19 protein-coding genes and 2 tRNA genes are annotated in these 20,284 nt (G+C 67.5%); 14 read left to right on the forward strand and 7 right to left on the reverse strand.

Going from position 1 to position 20,284, the window contains the following annotated elements; all coding sequences use genetic code 11:
• Position 1: 1 nt before the first annotated feature.
• The 5 genes from ICN82_RS12010 to ICN82_RS12030 all read right to left on the reverse strand — a co-directional run bounded on the left by ICN82_RS12010 (position 2) and on the right by ICN82_RS12030 (position 6,573).
• A complete protein-coding gene (locus ICN82_RS12010) occupies positions 2–1,138 on the reverse strand; it encodes an iron-containing alcohol dehydrogenase (protein WP_330999000.1) in 1,137 nt (378 codons plus the stop codon).
• Positions 1,138–2,625, reverse strand: coding sequence for a glycerol kinase GlpK (gene glpK / locus ICN82_RS12015; RefSeq protein ID WP_193183063.1), 1,488 nt, complete (start codon positions 2,623–2,625; stop codon positions 1,138–1,140). The genes ICN82_RS12010 and glpK overlap by 1 nt, the downstream gene beginning before the upstream one ends.
• Before the next feature lie 212 nt (positions 2,626–2,837).
• The gene (locus ICN82_RS12020; protein ID WP_193183065.1) at positions 2,838–3,932 is read right to left on the reverse strand and encodes a site-specific DNA-methyltransferase; all 1,095 of its coding nucleotides are present in this window, start codon (positions 3,930–3,932) and stop codon (positions 2,838–2,840) included.
• Positions 3,933–4,045: 113 nt separating this feature from the next.
• Positions 4,046–4,687 carry a ribonuclease HII gene (locus ICN82_RS12025; protein ID WP_193183067.1) on the reverse strand — a complete coding sequence of 214 codons (642 nt, stop codon included), beginning with the start codon at positions 4,685–4,687 and terminating at the stop codon, positions 4,046–4,048.
• 206 nt (positions 4,688–4,893) lie between these two features.
• The gene (locus tag ICN82_RS12030; RefSeq protein WP_193183068.1) at positions 4,894–6,573 is read right to left on the reverse strand and encodes an acyl-CoA dehydrogenase family protein; all 1,680 of its coding nucleotides are present in this window, start codon (positions 6,571–6,573) and stop codon (positions 4,894–4,896) included.
• 161 nt (positions 6,574–6,734) lie between these two features.
• Between ICN82_RS12030 and ICN82_RS12035 the strand changes: the two genes are divergently transcribed.
• Complete coding sequence (locus tag ICN82_RS12035) at positions 6,735–7,511, forward strand: sulfite exporter TauE/SafE family protein (protein WP_193183070.1); 777 nt, start codon at positions 6,735–6,737, stop codon at positions 7,509–7,511.
• 51 nt (positions 7,512–7,562) lie between these two features.
• Here the strand turns inward: ICN82_RS12035 and ICN82_RS12040 are convergent, their stop codons facing one another.
• A complete protein-coding gene (locus tag ICN82_RS12040; protein WP_193183072.1) occupies positions 7,563–9,161 on the reverse strand; it encodes a phosphoenolpyruvate carboxykinase in 1,599 nt (532 codons plus the stop codon).
• Positions 9,162–9,433: 272 nt separating this feature from the next.
• Between ICN82_RS12040 and ICN82_RS12045 the strand changes: the two genes are divergently transcribed.
• The 9 genes from ICN82_RS12045 (at position 9,434) to ICN82_RS12085 (ending at position 17,027) form a co-directional block, all read left to right on the forward strand.
• The gene (locus tag ICN82_RS12045) at positions 9,434–10,216 is read left to right on the forward strand and encodes a response regulator transcription factor (protein ID WP_193183074.1); all 783 of its coding nucleotides are present in this window, start codon (positions 9,434–9,436) and stop codon (positions 10,214–10,216) included.
• Between the two features lie 264 nt (positions 10,217–10,480).
• A complete protein-coding gene (locus ICN82_RS12050; protein WP_193183076.1) occupies positions 10,481–11,005 on the forward strand; it encodes a histidine kinase dimerization/phospho-acceptor domain-containing protein in 525 nt (174 codons plus the stop codon).
• Complete coding sequence (locus tag ICN82_RS12055) at positions 10,986–11,429, forward strand: HPr kinase/phosphorylase (protein ID WP_193183078.1); 444 nt, start codon at positions 10,986–10,988, stop codon at positions 11,427–11,429. Before ICN82_RS12050 ends, ICN82_RS12055 begins: the two co-directional genes overlap by 20 nt.
• A complete protein-coding gene (rapZ, locus tag ICN82_RS12060) occupies positions 11,426–12,352 on the forward strand; it encodes an RNase adapter RapZ (RefSeq protein WP_193183080.1) in 927 nt (308 codons plus the stop codon). Before ICN82_RS12055 ends, rapZ begins: the two co-directional genes overlap by 4 nt.
• Positions 12,349–12,789, forward strand: a complete 441-nt coding sequence (locus tag ICN82_RS12065) for a PTS sugar transporter subunit IIA (RefSeq protein WP_193183082.1) — start codon at positions 12,349–12,351, stop codon at positions 12,787–12,789. Before rapZ ends, ICN82_RS12065 begins: the two co-directional genes overlap by 4 nt.
• Positions 12,752–13,030, forward strand: a complete 279-nt coding sequence (locus ICN82_RS12070; protein WP_193183138.1) for an HPr family phosphocarrier protein — start codon at positions 12,752–12,754, stop codon at positions 13,028–13,030. Before ICN82_RS12065 ends, ICN82_RS12070 begins: the two co-directional genes overlap by 38 nt.
• 42 nt (positions 13,031–13,072) lie before the next feature.
• Positions 13,073–13,930, forward strand: coding sequence for a lysophospholipid acyltransferase family protein (locus ICN82_RS12075; protein WP_407943760.1), 858 nt, complete (start codon positions 13,073–13,075; stop codon positions 13,928–13,930).
• 108 nt (positions 13,931–14,038) lie between these two features.
• The gene (locus ICN82_RS12080; RefSeq protein ID WP_193183086.1) at positions 14,039–15,970 is read left to right on the forward strand and encodes a hypothetical protein; all 1,932 of its coding nucleotides are present in this window, start codon (positions 14,039–14,041) and stop codon (positions 15,968–15,970) included.
• 118 nt (positions 15,971–16,088) lie between these two features.
• Complete coding sequence (locus ICN82_RS12085; RefSeq protein ID WP_193183088.1) at positions 16,089–17,027, forward strand: YihY/virulence factor BrkB family protein; 939 nt, start codon at positions 16,089–16,091, stop codon at positions 17,025–17,027.
• Here ICN82_RS12085 and ICN82_RS12090 read toward each other — a convergent pair.
• Positions 17,017–18,000, reverse strand: coding sequence for a complex I NDUFA9 subunit family protein (locus tag ICN82_RS12090; protein WP_193183090.1), 984 nt, complete (start codon positions 17,998–18,000; stop codon positions 17,017–17,019). The genes ICN82_RS12085 and ICN82_RS12090 overlap by 11 nt on opposite strands.
• Before the next feature lie 191 nt (positions 18,001–18,191).
• Here ICN82_RS12090 and ICN82_RS12095 point away from each other — a divergent pair.
• The 4 genes from ICN82_RS12095 to ICN82_RS12110 all read left to right on the forward strand — a co-directional run bounded on the left by ICN82_RS12095 (position 18,192) and on the right by ICN82_RS12110 (position 20,284).
• Positions 18,192–18,278 (forward strand) — tRNA-Leu (locus ICN82_RS12095).
• A 196-nt stretch (positions 18,279–18,474) separates the two neighbouring features.
• Positions 18,475–18,561, forward strand: a tRNA-Leu gene (locus ICN82_RS12100).
• A gap of 128 nt (positions 18,562–18,689) precedes the next feature.
• Positions 18,690–19,304, forward strand: coding sequence for a ribonuclease D (locus ICN82_RS12105; protein WP_193183092.1), 615 nt, complete (start codon positions 18,690–18,692; stop codon positions 19,302–19,304).
• A gap of 5 nt (positions 19,305–19,309) precedes the next feature.
• A complete protein-coding gene (locus ICN82_RS12110) occupies positions 19,310–20,284 on the forward strand; it encodes a KpsF/GutQ family sugar-phosphate isomerase (protein WP_193183095.1) in 975 nt (324 codons plus the stop codon).

Below are 20,284 nucleotides of genomic sequence, written 5' to 3' on the forward strand. Positions count from 1 at the left end.
GCTAGATCGCCATGTGCAGGATGCTCTCCAGCTGCGCCCGGCTCAGCGCCACCGGGTTGCCCTTCATCGAGGACGATCCTTCGGCCGCCCCGGCCACCGCGGCGATATCGCCCGGGTCCAGCCCCATCTGCCCCAGCCGCGGCAGGCCGTGGCCGCTGATCCACTGGTCCAGGTTGCTGCCGGCCAGGCCCAGGCCGAGCCGCTCGCCGATCAGCCTTGCCACCCGGTCGATGCGGCGATCCGCCGGGGCGGGCAGGCCCGCCCGCATGTGCATGGCCATCACCGGCTGCAGGAGCCGCCCGCAGATCGCGCCATGCGCCGCGCCCGTGACCCCGCCCAGCGGCCCCGCGAGCCCGTGGACCGCCCCCAGCGCGGCATTGGACAGCGCGATCCCCCCGGCCAGCGAGCACCAGGCCATCGCATCGCGGGCCTCGGCATCCTCGCGCTCCATCAGCACGGCCAGCGCCGACAGCCCCGCAGGCAGCGCCTTTTCGCAAAGCGCATCGGTGAGGACCGAGGCCTTCGGGCTGAGCCAGGGTTCGATCACCTGCACGATCGCATCGAGGCCGGAGGCCAGCGTGACGGATTTCGGGCAGCCATCGGTCAGGGACGGATCGACGATCGCCAGCCGCGGCAGCATGCGGTCGTCGCGCAGGCTGACCTTGCGGCGATGCGCGGGCACGGCGATGACCGCATTGCGCGTCGCCTCGGCGCCGGTCCCGGCCGTGGTGGGGATGGCCGCGAAGGGCAGGACGGGCGCCGCCAGCCTGCGGCCCGTTCCCACCAGCTCCAGGTAATCCGCCGCCGGATGCGCCTGCGGGGCCAGAGCCGCGACCGCCTTGCCCAGGTCCAGCGCCGCGCCGCCGCCGCAGGCGACCACCGCCCCGGCCCCGAAATCGCGCGCCGCGGCCACGGCCGCCTCCAGCATGGGCAGATCGGGTTCGCCCGGGGCCGCGAGCGCACGGAACTCCGCCCCCGACCGCGTCAATCCTTCCGTCAGCCAGCCCGCGCGCCCGGGATCGCGCCCGTGGATGACGAGGATCCGCGGCGCCATCGCGGCCAGTTCGGGCAGCGCATCCCGGGCCCGGCCGCGGCCGAAGCGGATCTCGCCGGGCAGGCGCAGCCCGAAGGGTGCAATCATGCGGATTGCACCGCCGCCACCGCGCGTTTCCAGGCGGCATAGCGCGCCTCGCGTTCCTCCTCGGGCATGGCGGGGTCGAACTGCCGCTCCAGCGCCCAGTGGCGGGCGAATTCCTCCTGCCCCGGATAGACCCCGGCCTTCATCCCGGCCAGCCAGGCGGCGCCGAGCGCGGTGGTCTCGGTCACCTCGGGACGGTCCACCGGCAGGTTCAGGATGTCGGCGAGGAACTGCATCGTCCAGTCGCTGACCGCCATGCCGCCATCGACGCGCAGCACCGCATCGCTGTCCTGGTCGGGCAGGTCGGCATGCATCGCCTCCATCAGGTCGCGGGTCTGGAAGCCCACGCTTTCCAGCGCCGCGCGCGCCATCTCGGCCGGGCCGGAATTGCGCGTCAGCCCGAAGACCGCGCCGCGCACGTCGGAATTCCAGTAGGGCGCGCCCAGCCCGGTGAAGGCCGGGACCAGGATCAGCCGCTGCGCCGGATCGGCGGTCTCGGCCAGCGGCTGGGTCTCGGAGGCGGCGCCGATGATCTTCAGCCCGTCGCGCAGCCACTGCACCACCGCGCCCGCGACGAAGATCGAGCCTTCGAGCGCATAGGTGGGCGTGCCGTCGAACTGGTAGGCGATGGTGGTCAGCAGCCGGTGCGCGGACTGCACCGGCTCCGCCCCGGTATTCAGGAGCGCGAAACACCCCGTGCCATAGGTCGATTTCGCCATGCCGGGGGCAAAGCAGGCCTGGCCGATCGTCGCCGCCTGCTGGTCGCCCGCCACGCCCAGGATCGGCACCGCGGCGCCGAAGACCTCCGGGTCGGTCGTGCCGAATTCCGCCGCGCTGTCGAGAACCTCGGGCAGCATCTTCATCGGGATCCGCAGCAGCTCGCACAGCGAGGTCGACCAGCCGCCCTTGCGGATGTCGTAAAGCATGGTGCGGCAGGCATTGGTCGCGTCGGTGACATGCGACCGGCCGCCGGTCAGCTTCCAGATCAGGTAGCTGTCGATCGTCCCGAACAGCAGCCGCCCCGCCTCGGCCCGGTCGCGGGCGCCGTCGACATTGTCGAGGATCCAGGCCAGCTTGGTCGAGGAGAAATAGGGGTCGAGCAGGAGCCCGGTCTTCTGCGTGACCAGCTCCTCGTGCCCCTGCTCCTTCATCTCGTGGCACCAGCGCGCGGTGCGCCGGTCCTGCCAGACGATGGCGTTATGCACCGGCTCGCCGGTCTCGCGGTCCCAGACCACGACGGTCTCGCGCTGGTTGGTGATGCCGATGGCGGTGACATCGGCAGGGGCGCGCCCGGCCTTCTGCAGCGCCGCGGGAACCGTGCGGCGCACCGTCTGCCAGATCTCGCGCGGATCATGCTCCACCCAGCCGTTATCCGGATAATGCTGGGCGAACTCCTCCTGGGCCATGGCGCCGGGAACCATGTCGGCGCCGAACAGGATGGCGCGGGTGGAGGTGGTGCCCTGGTCAATGGCAAGGATATGGGTCATCGCGGCTCTTCCCGGTCCGGTTGCTTCTGGCCGCCAAATTGGTCGACCAATTCGCCGCTGGCAAGGGGCTGCGCGGATTTCCCGCGCCACGGGCAGGCACAGACGGGGAGGCCGGCCCAAAAAAAACGGGGGCCGAAGCCCCCGCAGTCACAGGCGATGGTGCGGGCCCCTTTGCGGATGCCCGTCTGTCCCTCGTTTTTTCGATTTGCCTGTTATTTCATTTCGGCGCGGATCTGCTGGCGCAGCACGTCGATGGGCACCATGATCCCGTCGCGGCGATAGCTCCAGTAGGTCCAGCCGTTGCAGGAGGGCGCGCCCTCCATCGCGGCGCCGACCTGGTGGATGGATCCCTTGCAATCCGAGGCGATGAGCGTGCCGTCGGCCCGGACCTTCGCGGTCTTGTTGCGCGGGCTGAACAGCACCTCCCCGGGCTGCAGCATGCCGCGCTCGACCAGCTGGCCGAAGGGCACGCGCGGCTCCGCCCGCTTGCCTTTCGTGACTTCCAGCACTTCGCTATTGGCCTTGCGCACATTGGCAATGCGCTTCTCGGCGACCTCGGCATAGGCGGCCTCGCGGTCGATGCCGATGAAGTCGCGGCCCAGCCGCTTGGCCACGGCGCCGGTCGTGCCGGTGCCGAAGAACGGATCCAGCACGACATCGCCGGGATTGGTCGTCGCCACCAGCACCCGGTGCAGCAGCGCCTCGGGCTTCTGCGTCGGATGGGCCTTGGCGCCGGTGGCGTCCTTGAGCCGTTCATGCCCGGTGCAGATCGGGATCACCCAGTCGGACCGCATCTGCACGTCGTCATTCATGGCCTTCACGGCCTCGTAGTTGAACGTGTATTTCGCGCCTTCGGATTTCGACGCCCAGATCAGCGTCTCATGCGCGTTGGTCAGCCGCTTGCCGCGGAAATTCGGCATCGGGTTCGACTTGCGCCAGACCACGTCGTTGAGGATCCAGTAGCCCTGGTCCTGCAGCGCGGCGCCGACGCGGAAGATGTTGTGATAGCTGCCGATCACCCAGATCGCGCCATTGGGTTTCAGAACCCGGCGCGCCGCCTTCATCCAGTCATGGGTGAACCGGTCATAGGCGGCGAAAGTGTCGAAGCGGTCCCAGTGATCGTCCACGGCATCGACCTTGGAATTGTCGGGCCGGTGAAGATCCCCGCGAAGCTGTAGGTTGTAGGGCGGGTCGGCGAAGATCAGGTCGACGGAGGCCTCGGGCATCCGGTTCATGATCTCGACGCAATCACCCAACAGTATCTGGTTGAGCGGCAGCGGCGTGCCCTCGGTCTTGGTTCTTTTCATTGTTCGATCTGCCTCGCGGACGCGCGGTTATCCACGCTGTTATTGTGGATAACATGAGTCAGCCGCGAAGTGCAGTCAATTTCTTTTCCTCATCAACAGGTTAGAGCGAGACTCTATTCTGTGTCCCCGCACAATATCTTGTGGATGGGGGCAAAGGATCGGCGATGGTATGGTGTTATCCCCAGTGACTTCAGCGCAACAACATGCGCGCGCGTGGGATAGCCGGCGTTCCGCTCCCAGCCATAGCCCGGGCATTCCCGCGCCAGGTCCGCCATGATCGCGTCACGCGCCACCTTGGCGACGATGGAGGCCGCCGCGACCGACAGGGATTTCGCATCCCCCTTGACCAGGGGCGCCGCCGGGCAGGGCAGTCCGGGCGGCACCTTGTTGCCGTCGATCAGCAGCCGGTCCGGAACGGCGCCCAACCCCGCCACCGCCCGCCGCATCGCCAGGAACGTGGCCTGCAAGATATTGATTTCATCGATTTCCGCGACAGTTGCATGGGCAATGCAGACATCCGCGGTGGCAAGGATTTCCTGCGCCAGCGCCTCGCGCCGCAGCGGGTTCAGCGCCTTTGAATCGTTCAGTCCGGCAGGCACCCGTGCCGGGTCCAGCCGCACCGCCGCCGCCGTCACCGGCCCGGCCAGCGGCCCCCGCCCGACCTCGTCCACACCGGCGATCCGGATCAGCCGCGGATCGCCGCAAAGCTGCCGCTCGGGATCGAAACTGGGGACGGGTTTCACGGGGCTCGGCATGGCGGATCCTCTCATCGCGGGGTCGGCGCGCCGGATGGCGGCAGGTCCTGCTCCCTGTGGACAAGATTCGCGCCTGTGGAAAGCTCTGTGGGAGAAACGAATCGCCGTGGCCCTCCGCCGCCCGGACGACGACCGCGGGCGCAAGGGGCAATCTGGCGAGCGACTTCAGAAAATATTTTCTTATCAGAGTCTTGCGAATCGCCCGATCAGGCCAGCAGGCGGCGCGCGATGACCTGCGCCTGGATTTCCCCAGCCCCTTCGAAGATGTTGAGAATTCTCGCGTCGCATAGCAGCCGGCTGATCGGATATTCCAGCGCGAAGCCGTTGCCACCATGGATCTGCAGCCCGTTATCGGCACAGGCCCAGGCCACGCGCGCCGCCAGGAGCTTGGCCATCCCCGCCTCCAGGTCGCAGCGATGGCCGCTATCCTTCTCCCAAGCGGAATGATAGGTCAGCTGCCGCGCGATCATCAGTTCCACGACCATCATGGCAAGCTTGCCGGCCACACGCGGAAAGGCGATGAGCGGCTTGCCGAACTGCCGCCGGTCGATCGCGTATTGCAGCGACACGTCCAGCGCCGACTGCGCCACGCCGATGGCGCGGGCGGCCGTCTGGATGCGCGCGGATTCGAAGGTTTCCATCAGCTGCTTGAAGCCGCGCCCCTCCACCCCGCCCAGCAGGTTGTCCGCCGCCACGCGGAACCCGTCGAATCCCAGCTCGTATTCCTTCATGCCGCGATAGCCCAGGACGCCGATCTCGCCGCCGGTCAGGCCCGGGTCGGGGAACGGCTCCGCCGCGGTGCCGGGACGTTTCTCGGCCAGGAACATCGACAGGCCCCTGTAATCGTCGCTGGCCGGATCGGTGCGCGCCAGGAGGGTCATCAACTGCGCGCGGGCGGCATGGGTGATCCAGGTCTTGCTGCCCGTCACCTGCCAGCCGCCCTGGGCATCCCGCACCGCGCGGGTGCGCAGGCTGCCCAGATCCGAACCGGTATTGGGTTCGGTGAAGACCGCCGTCGGCAAGGTCTCGCCCGAGGCGAGCCGCGGCAGCCATGTCGCCTTCTGCTCGTCGGTGCCGCCGCAGAGGATCAGCTCCGCCGCGATCTCGGAACGCGTGCCGAGACTGCCCACCCCGATATAGCCACGCGACAATTCCTCGGAGACGACGCACATGGAGGCCTTGGACAGGCCCAGCCCGCCATATTCCTCGGGGATGGTCAGGCCGAAGACGCCCATTTCGGCAAGCTCGCCGATGATTTCCATGGGGATCAGCGCGTCGCTCAGATGCCAGTCATGGGCGTCGGGGACGATCCGGTCCGTCGCGTAGCGGCGGAACTGCTCGCGGATCATGTCCAGCTCCGCATCGAGGCCGCAATCGCCGGGCGTGGCATGCCCGGCCCGCGCCCGGACCAGCTCCAGCAGGCGATGCCGCGCCGCGGGGGTATTGCCCCCGGCCATCAAGATCCCCGCCGCGCCGGAGCCGAGCTCCGGCGCGGCGATCCCCAGATCCCGCAGCCGGAAGAACTCTGCCTGCCACATCGGGATCCCGCCGGCGATCTGCGACAGGTACTCGCCGAAGCCGATCTGCAGGATCAGCTGCTCGGCCTCGCCGAAGGCACCGCCCTGCTGCAGCCGTCCCGCCCAGGCCCGGAGCTGGCGCAGCGCCTCGACATAGGTGGCCAGCCAGGCAAGGCCATGCGCCGCATCCTGCTCCCGCTCCAGCAAGTCCGGCGACAGGCGGCCATTCTCGGTCACGCGCCCGCCCAGCGCGGCGCGCGCCTGCTCCAGGACAGACCCGGCGACAGGCAGCGCCGCGTCGGTCAGCGCCGCGAGATCGGGGAGGATCGGGGACATGTCGGGCCGCTGGCCCTGTCCGTCATGGGGCATCGGTCGCCTCCTTCTCTGGTCCATCTCCGGATCTACCGCCTTCGCAGGCGCAGCGCAATATATATTCAAATATATGTTCTAAATTGACACAAAATGACCTGTCCGTTTTGCGCTGCACCGCGCCGCGGTTCCGGCTATGGCTTGGCAGGAAAGGACAGGTCATGGATTTCACAACTTTCTGGCCCGCCGGCCCCGGGGCCGCCGCCGCGGCCGTGGCCATCACCGTGCTTGCCGCCTTCGTGAAGGGGGCCACCGGCTTCGCGATGCCGATGGTGATGATCTCGGGGCTTGCCACCTTCCTGCCCGGCGAACTGGCGCTGGCGCTGCTGATCGTGCCGACGCTGGTGACCAACGTGATCCAGGCCTTCGGCGGCGGCCTGGGCCGGGCCCGCGCGGCGGCACTCCGCTACTGGCGCTACATCGCCATCGTCCTGGTCTTCATTGCGCTCTCTGCCCAGCTGGTCTCGGTGCTGCCGCAATCCTGGCTGTTCCTGGCGCTGGGAACGGCGATCACCGGCTTCGCGCTGTGGCAGCTTTCCGGCCGACAGGTCACCGTGCCTGCGCACCTGCGCATCCGCGTGGAACTTGCCGTGGGGACCGTCGCCGGGGTGATCGGCGGGCTTTCCGGTGTCTGGGGGCCCCCGACCGTCGCCTATCTCTCGGCCAGCGGCGCGGCGAAGGAGGAATCCGTGCGCGTGCAGGGCGTCGTCTATTTCGCCGGGGCCTGCGTGCTGACCCTGGCGCATCTGCGTTCGGGCGTGCTGAATGCGCAGACCCTGCCGCTGAGCACCGCGATGGTAGTCCCGGCGATGGCCGGGCTGGTCATCGGCATGCAGGCGCGGGGCAGGATGGACGAGGTTCTGTTCCGCCGCTGCACGCTGGCCGTGCTGGCCGTCGCGGGGGTCAACCTGGTGCGGCGGGGGCTCGCCGGCCTGTGACCGGCGCCGTCCCGCCCCGGGCCTGACCCGGGGCCTCCCCCGCCCTTCGGCTCAACCGATGGCGACGGCGCGTACATCCTCGTCGATATGGGCCAGGTACTGCTCGAAATTGTCCGAGAACATTTTCACCAGCTTGCGGGCATTGGCGTCATAGCCCTCCTTGTCCGCCCAGGTCGAACGCGGATCAAGAAGCCCCGCATCCACCCCCGGCACGGTGACCGGCACGTCGAAGCCGAAATTCGGGTCCTTGCGGAACGTCGCCTCGTTCAGCGACCCGTCCAGCGCGGCGGTCAGAAGCGCGCGGGTCGCCTTGATCGGCATTCGCTGGCCGGTGCCGTAAGCGCCGCCGGTCCAGCCGGTATTGACCAGCCAGCAGGTCGCCCCGTGCTTGGCGATCTTGTCGCGCAAGAGGTTGCCGTAGACTTCCGGGCGGCGCGGCATGAAAGGCGCGCCGAAGCAGGTGGAGAAGACCGGCTGCGGTTCGGTCACGCCGCGTTCGGTGCCCGCCATCTTCGAGGTGAAGCCCGACAGGAAATGGTACATCGCCTGCGCCGGGGTCAGCCGCGCGATCGGCGGCAGCACCCCGAAGGCGTCGCAGGTCAGCATGATGATGTTCTTGGGATGGCCGCCCAGCCCGGTCTCCGACGCGTTGGAGATGTAGTCCAGCGGATAGGCGCAGCGCATGTTCGGCGTCAGGCTGTCATCCTCGAAATCCAGCGCCTTGGTCTCGGGGTCATAGACCATGTTCTCGATCACGGTCGCGAATTTCGAGGTGGTGGCGTAGATCTCGGGCTCCGCCTCGGGGCTCAGCGAGATCGTCTTGGCATAGCAGCCGCCCTCGAAATTGAAGGTGCCGCGCTCGGACCAGCCATGTTCGTCATCGCCGATCAGGACACGCTCGGGATCGGCCGAAAGCGTGGTCTTGCCGGTGCCCGACAGGCCGAAGAAGATCGCCGCGTCGACCGGGTTGCCCTTGGCATGGTTGGCCGAGCAGTGCATCGGCATCACGCCCTTCTCCGGCAGGATGTAGTTCAGCAGGGTGAAGACCGACTTCTTGTTCTCGCCGGCATATTCGGTGCCGCCGATCAGGATCAGCTTCCTGTCGAAATTCAGCGCGATCACGGTTTCCGACTTGCAGTCATGCCGCGCCGGATCCGCCTTGAAGGACGGCACGTTGATGATGGTGAATTCCGGGACGAACCCGTCCAGCTCCTCGCGCGAGGGACGGCGCAGCAGGTGGCGGATGAACAGGTTGTGCCAGGCCAGTTCCGTCACCATGCGGACATCCAGCCGGTGTTCCGGATCGGCGCCGCCGAACAGGTCCTGGACGAACATGTCCCGCCCCTTCATATGCGCCAGCATGTCGGCATGGAGCGCATCGAAGCCCGCGGGCGACATCTCCGCGTTGGCGTCCCACCAGATGGTGTCGGCCACGGTGTCGGTCTTGACGACGTGCTTGTCCTTGGGCGAGCGGCCGGTGAACTTGCCGGTGGAGACGAGGAAGGTTCCCCCCTGGCCCAGCTCGCCCTCGCCGCGTTTCAGCGCGGCCTCGATCAGCGCCGGTTCCATCAGGTTGTAGAAAACGCTGCCGAGCCCTTCAATGCCCTGATCTTCCAGCTTCTGCGCCGGGTTCACACGTCCGATGTCCATCTCGTAGCTCCTGAGTTCCGCGGAATGCGGGTGAAACGCGTTTCGCGCTGGCCGCTCCCTCGACGGTACGTGACGGGCCGCAGAAGTGGCGTAAAGCTGCTATAACATGAGCTAAAAACGGGTGGATAGGACGGATTTTGCGAGTTAGCGCAACCATATAGATGTTTGCGCAAACTTGATTAACCCCCGCGCCGGTTAGGATTTCGTTTGCACTCCCCGGCGTAGAAAACAGCGGGTGGGAATGGCGAATCATCGCGTTTGTGGGGTGCAGCATGGCCGGTACGGCGACAGGAACGGTTTCACGTCATCAGGGGGCGCCGGCACAGGTCCGCGCCGCCGTCGTGGAGGACGATCCGTCGATCCTGCATGCCGTCCGCCTGATGCTGGAGGCCGAGGGCTATGTCGTGGACGCCTATCCCGACGGTGCGGCTGCCTATGAGGGGTTCGGACGCCACCCCCCCGACATTGCCCTCATCGATCTGGTCATGCCCGGCATGGACGGCATGGAACTGGTGCGCCGCACCCGCTCCGCATGGGATTTTCCGATCATCATGGTGACCGGTCGCGACGACGAGATCGACGAAGCGCTGGGATTGCGGCTGGGAGCCGACGACTACGTGCACAAGCCCTTCGCCCAGCGCCTTCTGCTAGAACGCATGCGCGCCAATCTGCGCCGCGCGCGCCGGCACGGAACGCCCCCGCCCGCCGCCGCGCCTGCCGCCGAGCCCGCGGCGGAGATGATCCGCGGCATCCTGTGCATGGATGCGGAACGCCACCTGGTCACCTGGCGCGGGGAACCGGTCAGCCTGACCGTGACCGAATTCCAGCTGCTGGCCGCCCTGGCAAGGCGGCCCGGGGTGGTCAAGTCGCGCGATCAGCTGATGGATGTCGCCTATGACGACAACATCTATGTCGACGACCGGACCATCGACAGCCACATCAAGCGGCTGCGCAAGAAACTGCGCGGCGTCGATCCGGATTTCTCGGCAATCGAGACGCTTTACGGCATCGGCTATCGCTATACATCGCCGCCGGAAACGCCCGGCCAGATCTGAATTCGCAGCGGTCCGTCATCCGCCTGCCTCGCCCCTTGCATCCGGACCCGAAGGGACCGGCAGCCGCAGGCGCCCCGCCCGAACGGCGGATCCCAGCGCCCCGGCCCTGCCGCAGAAGCGACATCCGCCCGTCCGTTTCGCAACGGCCCCCGCCAGACGCGGGGGCGCAGATGCCGGTGTCTCTTGCCCGATCACAGTTCCGCCCCCCCGCCGACTGACCTTTCCGACGCGATCTCGCGCGCATTGACGGCACGGACGGCGGGGTTGCGCGAGCTGGTCCATGACCTGCGCAGTCCCCTGACAGCCCTGCAGCTGGGGACGGAAACCCTGCTGGAACGCAGCGCCGACACGCCCGAACGCGTGATCCTGGAACAGATGCTGTCGGATATCGGCCGACTGGCGCGCATGCTGGAGAGTGTCGACCAGCGATATCCGCCGGGACTTCCCGCGCTTCTGACACGCGAACTCGCCGCAGCCGCCGCAGCCCTGAAAGCCCGCGGATCCGCGGTCACGCTGGAGCTTGCCGCCGGATTGCCCTCCGGCACCGCAGCGGACCCGGCCCGGGCCGCCGCCATCGCCCGGCTGGCATGGGCGACCGCAGCCCGGATCCCCGACGGGCAGGACGTGACGATGCGGCTTCGCCAGGACGCCGGCGGGCTGTTCTGGGAAACAGAAATCCGCAGCCGCGGCACTCCGCTTGACAGCCCGCCCTCCGCCGGGAGAGGTAGCGCCACCCTCTGCCACCGCCTGAGACTGAGACAGGGACAGGATGCCCCCCAGCCAAGCTGAGCCAGCCGAGACCCGCCACGCCTCGACCGTCGCGATCGACGGTTGCGCCGTGCTGATCCAAGGCCCCTCGGGCAGCGGAAAATCCTCGCTGGCACTGCAGCTGATGGCCCATGGCGGCGGGCTGGTCGCGGATGATGTCACCACGCTGTGGCGGCGCGACGGCCGGGTGATGGCCGCCGCACCGCCGCCGCTGCCGCCGGCCATCGAATGCCGCGGCATCGGCCTGATCCGTGCCGAGCTGGTCGGACCGGCCCCCGTGACGCTGGTCGTGGACCTTTCTGTCACCGAAACGCAACGGATACCCGAGCCGGGCGCGATCCTGCTGCTCGGGATCCGCCTGCCCCTTTTACACCGGGTCGACTCGGTGCATTTTGCCGCAGGGATACTGCAATATGTGCGGGGACAGGGGATTCATCCGGCATGACGGCGCGATCAGGCACTGCGGAACCGGAGCACCAGACCCGCGTGATCTTCGTCACCGGTCCCTCCGGGGCCGGCCGGTCCACCGCGATACGGGCCCTGGAGGACATGGGCTGCGAGACGGTCGACAACCTGCCCCTGAGCCTCGTTCCCGCGCTGATCGACGGCGCCCCGGGCGGCCGCCCGCTGGTCCTGGGCCTGGATGTGCGCAACCGCGAGTTCAGCATCGCCGCGCTGATCGAGATGATCGGAGCGCTGAGCCGCCATGCCGGGGTCGGGCTGGAGCTGATCTATCTCGATGCCCGCGCGGATATCCTGGTGCGGCGCTATTCCGAGACCCGCCGCCGCCATCCGCTGGCCCCGGCCGAAACCGCCGCGGAAGGAGTGGAACGCGAACTGGATCTGATGGAGCCGATCCGCGCGCGGGCGGATTTCCTGATCGATACCTCGGATTTGACACCGCACGAGCTGCGCGCCGAGCTGGATCGCTGGTTCGGCGGCTCCGCGGCGCAGCGGCTGGCCCTTTCGGTGCATTCCTTCAGCTACAAGCGCGGACTGCCGCGCGGCATCGACATGGTCTTCGACGTGCGGTTCCTGCGCAATCCCTACTGGTCGGCGGAGCTGCGCGCGCTGGATGGCCGGAACCCGGCCGTCGCGACCTATATCTCCGAAGATCCGCGCTTCGACCCGTTCTTTTCGCGCATCGCGGATCTGGCGGAACTGCTGCTGCCTGCCTATCTGGAGGAGGGAAAATCCCACCTGACGCTGGGATTTGGCTGCACCGGCGGGCAGCACCGTTCCGTTGCACTTGCAGAAAAATTGGCGTCCGCGCTTGCAGCAAAGGGCTGGGGCGTGTCTATTCGACATCATGAGCTGGAGCGGCGCGGTATGCTGGCCGCCCCTGCAAAACCGGGTGACGCAGCTTGATAGGCATCGTTATTGTCGCGCATGGCGGACTGGCACGGGAGTATCTCTCGGCGATGGAGCACATTCTGGGGCCCCAGAGCGGGATCGTGCCCGTGGCGATCGCCGCCGAGGACAGCCGCGAAGGCAAGATCGCCGAGATCATCGCCGCGGCCAACCGCGTCGACGAGGGCGACGGCGTCGTGGTCGTCACCGACATGTTCGGCGGCTCCCCGTCCAACCTCTCCATGCCCGCCTGCATGCAGGACAAGCGCAAGATCATGGCCGGGGCGAACCTGCCCATGCTGATAAAGCTGGCGAAACTGCGCGGCCAGCCGGTCGCTCTGGCGGTTGAATCCGCGCTGGCGGCCGGCAAGAAATACATAAACAGCTTTGACGGAGCGCCGTTTGACGATCACGCCCATGCCGCAACAAACGCGGCGGACCCTCGAAATCATTAACGAGAAGGGGCTCCATGCCCGCGCCTCGGCGAAGCTTGCCGAGGTGGTCGAAAGCCATGACGCAAGGGCCACTGTGTCCCGCGAGGGACTCAGCGCCTCGGGCGACAGCATCATGGGCCTTTTGATGTTGGCAGCCTCAAAGGGAACAACTATTGAGGTCGAAACCTGCGGACCGGACGCCGCGAAGCTGGCCCAGGCCCTGGAAGATCTGGTCGCCAACCGGTTCGGGGAAGATTTCTGATCCTCCGGAACGCCGGGCACCGACAGGATGGATGGACAGCAAGTGGTTGAGAGTTATCAGGACGCCACGGCCGAGGGCCCCGACTACGTGCCGTATGACAAGCGCAAGCTGTCCTACGCGACCACGTTCGACAGCCCCGTGAAGGCGCAGACCATCCGGTCCCTCGAATGGCTGACCGGAAAGATCACGCTGCTGCGGCTGATTCGCGATTTCGAGAGATCCGGCGTCCCCGAGGGCCAGGCATTCTGGCGCCGCGCGCTGGATGTCATGGGCATCGCGCTGCATACGCCGCGCGAGCAGATCGACCGCATCCCGCGGAACGGGCCGCTGATCGTCGTCGCCAACCATCCGCATGGGCTGGTCGACGGCATGGTTCTGGCAGAACTGATCGGGCGCGTCCGGCAGGATTACAAGATCCTGACGCGCTCGCTTCTGACCGGTGTGGACGAGGTGCGCCGCTTCATGCTGCCAGTGCCCTTTCCGCACGAGGCCGATGCGCTTCAGCAGAACCTGGAGATGCGCCGCCGCGCGATGGAACATCTGGGCCAGGGCGGTGCGATCGTGCTGTTCCCCTCCGGCGTGGTGGCCTCCTCCAGGACCTGGTTCGGCCCGGCACTCGAGGCGGCATGGAACCCCTTCACGGCGAAGATGATCCAGCGCAGCGGCGCCACCGTCCTGCCGGTGCGCTTTCCCGGGCAGAACAGCCGCTGGTACCAGGTCGCGAACCAGCTTTCGCCGACGCTGCGCCAGGGACTTCTGATCCATGAGGTCGTGGCCGCGCTGAACAAGCCGCAGGCCCCCATCGTCGGAGAGCCGGTGCCGCCCGAGGAGAGCCGCCGCTGGGCAAGCGATCCGCGCGGCTTCGTCGCCTGGCTGCGGGACCGCACCCTGTCGCTGTGACCGCCTGCCAGCGGGTTAAGCGAACCTGACCACCGCGCGCGGAACGGTCAGCGCTTGCTTACCCCCCGGACCTAGCCTCCCGGCCCATCGAGAACCGGTGGAGCCGCCATGACCCAGGAAATCACGTCTTCGGAATTCGAGGCCGAACTCGGCGCCGCGCCGGGCCCCAAGCAGAACCTCGTCGAGCTGGAGGTCGGGCCGATGATGGCCAGCGACATTCCGGGGGTCCATGTCAACGGCGCCGTGCCCGCGGTTCAGGTCGTGGCCCATGAAGGCGGAGCGATGCCCGCGCCGGCCCTTTACGTTCCGGCGCTGAACCAGCCCGGCCATCCGATGCGCAGGCAGGCCGCGAACGGCCAGTGGTTCGAACTGGCCCAGAGCGTGGATCTGCGGCATTTCGGCAAGATCGTCGACAATCGCGGGTCGGATATCGGTCCGGCGCTGCGAAACTTCGTCGATTACGCCCGCGAGAAGAACGGCGGCACGGTGATGATTCCGCCGGGCATCTTCTCGCTGGAAAGCCCGGTTGACGAGAGCATCAACCTGCCCGCCGACAATTTCGGCATCGGCATTTTCGGGATGGGCACGGAGATCAGCCGCATCGTGGTCGATGGGGCCAGCGTATCGCACGGGCCGCTGTTCAGCGCCCCCAACCGCGCGCCCTTCTTCCAGTTCGAGAAATTCGCCATCCTGGCGGAGGGCCGGGTGAATGGCCGCCCGCTGGCGGCGACGCTGCCGCTGAACGGCGGATCCCGGCGCAACTGCTCGCTGATCGTGCGCGACCTGCTGGTGCAGGGCTATGACGCCCATCTCTCCGCGGGCTTCCCCTATGACGACCATTTCACCCGCGGGCTGGATTTCACAGGCGCCTGGCGGATGCTTCTGGAAAACTGCCACATCTCGGGTCCGCTCGTGCCCAACGTGAAGCAGATGAACGACTGGAGCGACAGTTCGATCCTGTGGCGCATGGAGGACGGGCTGGTGATCGACGGGGCCTATGCCCCGATCATCCGCGACGTGCAGTTCTATTTCGTCGCGCGCCCGGTCCTGTGCCGCGGCCATCCTGACGGCCCGCAGGATGCCGGGGCGATCGAAGCAGAGCGCGGCCTGTTCGAGAACGTCCGCTGCCCGACCTGCAAGGTGGCGATCGAGTGGTTCCGCACCGGCGCCGAACCCGAGCTGGTGATCACCGACTGCTTCTTCGACTATCGCGACATCGGGCTGAAGATAAAGGGATCGCGCCTTGGCCAGATCCATCGCAACGCCTTCTTCCAGAAGACGAATACCGATACCTCCCTGGCCCCGCCCGCCGATATCTACCTGGATCACTGCATCGATTTCCTCATCGATCACAACATGCATCACGAGGGGGGGGACACCCGGCGCGTCGGGATCCGCATGGTCGATACCAGCAACGCGCAGGGACATGTCACGGACCGGATCGAGATCCGCCGCAACCGCGTCACCAGCCTGGCGGTGATGAGCAGCTATTTCGAGAAGGGTGCGGGGACCGGCAAGGCGGTCTACGAGCCCGGGGCCTTCCTCGGCTCGGTCTCGGCCGAGGTCGATGACAGCGCCGCAACCGAGAAGGCCGCGCTGTCGCTGCGCGAGCCCTACAGCCTGTTCCTGACGCTGGAGGCGCCGGGCCAGAGCCTTGCCGACAATGCCTGGCAAACCCTCGGCTGGAGCGCGCTGGAGCGCGCGGACACCGTTGCCGCAGAGGCCTGGGATACGGAAACGCCGACGCGGATCATCATCCCGCAGAACCGGGCAATCACCCGGATCCGGCTGCGGGCGACGGTGGAATTCACGGCCGGCGGCGGGGGGCTGCGGCGGATGCAGGTGCTGCGCAACGGCACGCCCGGCAAGGATCTGAACATCGCCGTGCCCGCCCAGGCCGGGGCGCCCGCGATTCTTTCTGCCGGGTCCGACTGGATCGAGGTGGCCGGCGGCGACATCCTCGAGCTTCGCGTCCTGCAGGAGAGCGGCGGCGCGCTGGCCGCGACGGGGGCGACCAGCCTGACCGCCTCCTTCCGGTAGGCCGGACCGTTACCGAAATGCAGGCGTCCGGGCCCGTTCCGGACGCCATTTTCGTTGCGTCGTTTCAGGGGCCTGCCGCGCCGTGCTATCACGAAGCAGTGACAAGGAAAGGCGCGGCGTGCTCGAGACCATCAAGACCATATGGCGATTCGCCATGAACCTCATGACGCGGACCGATGAGGCGAACCTGCCGCTGGTCGCCGCGGGCGGCGCGTTCTTCTCCATGCTCTCGGTCTTCCCGGCCATCGCCGCGGTGGTCGCCCTGCTGGGGTTCATCGCCGATCCGGCCGCCGTGGAATCGCAGATGCAGATGCTGCAGCGATTCATGCCGCCCGAGGCCTTCCAGATCATCGACAGCCAGGTGCGCCGGATGGTGCTGACCTCGAGCAGCACGCTGGGCTGGGCGACGGTGATCAGCACCCTGGCGGCGCTATGGTCCGCGCGCAAGGGCACCGATGCGCTGGTGCGCGGGCTGAACGCGGTCTATCGCGGGCCGCAGCGCAAGGGCTGGCACGCGATGGCGCTGTCCTACGCGCTGACCATCGCGCTGAGCCTGGTGGCGGTGGCGGCGATCCTGGCGCTGGTCATCGTGCCGATCATCACCACGATCCTCAACCTGCCCTTCCTGGCGCAGAACCTGCCGGCCGGGCTGCTGAACTGGGTGAACGGCCTGCTTCTGCAGATCGCGCGCTGGTTCATCGCGCTGGGGCTGGTCTTCACCGGCGTCTGGCTGCTCTACCGCTTCGCGCCCAACCGGCCGCACCGCATGACCGGCTTCTTCACTCCCGGTTCGGTGCTGTCGATCACCGTCTGGGGCGCCGCGACCTTCGGCTTCAGCTACTATCTCAGCAATTTCGGCAATTACAGCCAGGTCTACGGATCGATCGGTGCCGTGATCGCCCTGCTCATGTTCCTCTACATCACCATCTACGTGGTGCTTCTGGGCGCCGCGCTGAATGCCGAACTGGAGCGGTTCCGCGAGGATCGCGAGGCCAGGATCGCGCGGGAGGCGGAGGAAACCGCCGCCCTGACCGAGACCGGAAGCGTCACGTCCTGAGGTTGCGGGCCGCGTCCTTGAGCACGGCATATTGCCCGTCCGGGCGGAACCGCCACAGATACCCCGGCAGCACAGCCCCCATCGCCGCCGGGGAAATGCCCAGATCGGCGAACCCGCGCGCATCCGGCGCCACGACATTGTCGCGCGCCAGCGATTTGAGCTGGTCGCGGGTCAGCATCCGGTTGACAAGAAGGCCGCCGCTGAGCTTCTGCAGCATGTCGAAGCTCCAGGCCATGGTCTGCGCCGCGGGCTGCGGCAGGGCCAGCACCCAGCGACGCTTGCGGATCACGCCCAGCATGTCCTGCATCAGCGCGCGGAAGGTCTTCACCTCCGGGCCGCCGAGCTCGTAGATCCCGCCCCCGGCACCGTCCAGCAGATACAGCTCCGCGGCGGCGGCGACGTCATCGACGTAGACCGGCTGGAACCGCGTCCCGGCGCCGGTGATCGGCAGGACCGGTCCGAATTGCGCCATCGCGGCGAAACGGTTGAAGAAACTGTCCCCGGGTCCGAAGATCACCGAGGGACGCAGGACCATCGCGCCGGGCAGCGCGGCCAGCACCGCCGCCTCTCCGGCCGCCTTGCTGCGGGCATAGGCGCTGGGACTGCCGGCATCCGCGCCGATCGCGGAAAGCTGGACCATGCGGGAAATCCCCGCCTCCGCGGCAAGCCGGGCGATGCGGCCCGGGCCCTCCGCCTGCACCGCCTCGAACCCGTTGCGCCCCGACTCGACGAGGATGCCCACGCAATTGACCACCGCATCGGCCCCCGCAAGCACATCGCGCACCGATCCGTCGTCGCGGATGTTGCAGAAAACCGGTTCGACCTGGCCGACTGCCCCGTAGGGTTTCACATGCATGGCCAGATTCGGGTTCCGCACCGCCACGCGCACGCGCCAGCCCGCCTTGGCCATCCGCCGTGCGATATGGCGTCCGACGAAGCCCGATCCGCCGAAGATCGTGACAAGTTTCGACATGGCCTGCCTCCCGCTGGGTACCATTCAGGAAATATCCCGCCCCGGGGGACCGGACAAGGTGCAACTGGTCGCGTTTGTGCACCCACCCGCATGGAGCCCCGGTTAATCTCCGGGCACATGACGCAAGGAAAGGCGCGGGGACCTGTTGACACCATCGCGCAGCACGCTTAGAAGCCGCCCTCACGACATCGGCCCAGATGGCGGAATTGGTAGACGCGCTAGCTTCAGGTGCTAGTGTCCGCAAGGACGTGGAGGTTCGAGTCCTCTTCTGGGCACCATTTCCCACCGATCGGAAATGACCCTGCCGGACCGATGTCGCCCCCCCCCCTCTTTCACATGACGAACGCCCCCTGCCACCGGCTGTTCCGCGCCCGCGCGCGGCAGAGCAGGCGGCACGGAAAAGTTTCGCGCGGGCGCGCGATATCGTGTTGACACCCCCCGGAACGGCCCTTAGAAGCCGCCCTCACGACATCGGCCCAGATGGCGGAATTGGTAGACGCGCTAGCTTCAGGTGCTAGTGTCCGTAAGGACGTGGAGGTTCGAGTCCTCTTCTGGGCACCATCCCCCCTTTCGACATGATCCAACCGGCGCCGCGTCGCGCAGTGACGGAATTTTCGCCCCGATCCCTAGCACATCGGCGGATGACTGGGCATAACGGGACTCCTGGACCCGTCTTGAAAGGAAGCCCCTTGCCGCATCACGTCTATCAGGGCGACCTGCCCGACGGGCTGGATCTCGGGCCAGTCGTGGCCATCGACTGCGAAAGCATGGGGCTGATCCCGGGCCGCGACCGGCTTTGCGTGGTGCAGATGTCCGCGGGCGACGGCACCGCCCATCTGGTGCAGGTCGCCAGGGGCCAGACCACGGCGCCGAACCTGGTGCGGATCCTGAAGGATCCGACCGTGCTGAAACTGTTCCATTACGGGCGCTTCGACATCGCGATGATGCATCATGCCTTCGGCGCGCTGGCGGCGCCGGTCTATTGCACCAAGATCGCGTCGCGGCTGGTGCGGACCTATACCGACCGCCACGGGCTGAAGAACCTGGTCTCGGAACTGCTGGGCGAGGATATCTCCAAGCAGCAGCAATCCAGCGACTGGGGCGCCGGGACCCTCAGCGAGGCGCAGATCGCCTATGCCGCCTCGGACGTGCTGCACCTGCACAGGCTGCGCGAGGCGCTGGACCTGCGGCTGGCGCGCGAAGGCCGCGCCAGGCTGGCGCAGTCCTGCTTCGATTTCCTGCCAACGCGGGCGCTTCTCGATCTGGAAGGCTGGCCCGATACCGACATCTTTGCCCATACGTGATCCCCATGACCGATACCGATTCCGACATCTTCCTTTCCGCCGGCCGCCGCGTGATCGCCATCGAGGCCGAGGCACTCGGCCTTCTGGGCGCGGCGCTGGATGACAGCTTCGCCGCTTCCGTCCGGCTGATCCTCAATGCCAGGGGGCGGGTGATCGTCTCGGGCATGGGCAAATCGGGGCATATCGCGCGCAAGATCGCCGCGACCCTGGCCTCCACCGGCACGCCCGCGCATTTCGTCCATCCCGCCGAGGCCAGCCATGGCGACCTGGGCATGCTGGCCGCCGGCGATGTGGTCATGATGCTGTCCAATTCCGGCGAAACCCCGGAACTGGCGGACATGATCGCCCATACCCGGCGTTTCAACATCCCGCTGATCGGCGTGGCCAGCCGCCCCGACTCGACGCTTCTGCGCCAGGCCGATGTCGCGCTGGTGCTGCCCAAGGCGCCCGAGGCCTGCGGCACCGGCATCGTGCCGACCACCTCGACCACCATGACCCTGGCGCTCGGCGATGCGCTTGCCGTCGCGCTGATGGAGCACCGCCAGTTCACGCCCGAGCATTTCCGCCAGTTCCATCCCGGCGGCAAGCTCGGCGCCCAGCTGTCGAAGGTCTCCGACCTGATGCATGGCGGCGACGAACTGCCCCTGGTGGGCATGGACACGTCGATGGGCGAGGCGCTGATCGTCATGAGCCAGAAGGGCTTCGGCGTGGTCGGCGTGCTGTCCGAATCGGGGCTGCTGGCCGGGATCATCACCGATGGCGACCTGCGGCGGAACCTGGTGAACCTGCTGGACAAGACCGCCGGCGACGTGATGACCCGCGACCCCAAGACGATCGGCCCCGACGAACTGGCCGAGAAGGCCGTGGCGCTGATGGACCGGCTGAAGATCACCAGCCTCTTCGCGGTCGATCCCGGCGGCCCGCGCATCGCCCGCGGCATCGTCACCATCCATGACTGCCTGCGCGCCGGGGTCGTCTGA

Source organism: Mangrovicoccus algicola (assembly GCF_014903745.1).
Classification (GTDB): domain Bacteria; phylum Pseudomonadota; class Alphaproteobacteria; order Rhodobacterales; family Rhodobacteraceae; genus Mangrovicoccus; species Mangrovicoccus algicola.